The sequence below is a fragment of the Nocardioides sp. genome, from assembly GCF_004803405.1.
GTDB lineage: Bacteria > Actinomycetota > Actinomycetes > Propionibacteriales > Nocardioidaceae > Nocardioides > Nocardioides vastitatis.
In genome coordinates this window covers 1-926 of sequence record NZ_SSXI01000075.1, presented here as the reverse complement: position 1 = coordinate 926, position 926 = coordinate 1, and the positions used below count along the sequence as shown (strand labels likewise).

Below are 926 nucleotides of genomic sequence, written 5' to 3'. Positions count from 1 at the left end.
ACTCGCGGCTGGGCGCTGGGCGCCCTGGCGCTGGGCCTCGCGCTGGGCGCCGCGATCTGGACCACCGGCGGTGGCCAGGAGTACTCGGGCCCTCTCGACCCGGGGAACCCGGGGCCCGAGGGTGCGCAGGCCCTCGCGCGGGTGCTCGACGACGAGGGTGTCGATGTCAGCGTCGTGCGGTCGGCCGCCGAGCTGGAGGAGACCAGGGTCGCCCGGCGCACCACGGTGGTGGTCACCAGCACCCACTACCTCTCCCCGGGCATGCTCGAGCGGCTTCGCGACCACGCCGCACCCGGCCGGCTGGTGCTGGTGGATCCCCCCTACCCCCTGGTGCAGGAGATCGACAGGGACCAGACGACGATGCCGGTCTCCGCCGACGAGGTCGACGCGGCATGCGACCGGCCGCTCGCCGGGATCGCGCTCGAGGGTCTGTCGATCGAGGTCGACGACGCCACGGCCTACGTCGGCACCGGGTGCTTCCCGGCCGGTGGCGGGTCGGTCGCGGTCGCCGACCGCGACGCCGACGTGGTCCTGTTCGGGGCCGGTCAGGCGCTGAGCAACGACCAGGTGCTCCGCGCCGACAACGCGGCGGTGGCGCTGCGGCTGCTCGGCAACGACAGGCGGCTCGTCTGGTACGTCCCCGACCCGACCGACGCCGATGCCGATGAGGCGGTCACCCTCGAGTCGCTGCTGCCCGACTGGATCGGTCCCGCGCTGTGGATGGTGGCCCTAGCGGGCATCGGGCTGGTCCTGTGGCGGTTCCGCCGTCTCGGGCCGCTCTCCACCGAGCCGCTGCCGGTCGTCGTACGGGCCGTCGAGACCACACGCAGCCGCGGCCGGATGTATCGCAAGAGCCGCGACCGCGCGCATGCCGCACAGGGGCTGCGGTCCGCGACCTGCGCCGCCCTCGCCGCCCGGCTCCGGCT

1 protein-coding gene is annotated in these 926 nt (G+C 74.6%); it reads left to right on the top strand.

The window, feature by feature from the left end; translation table 11 throughout:
• Nucleotides 1–926, top strand: a 926-nt coding sequence (locus tag E7Z54_RS05505; protein WP_136432006.1) for a DUF4350 domain-containing protein, incomplete at both ends; no start/stop codon positions are given.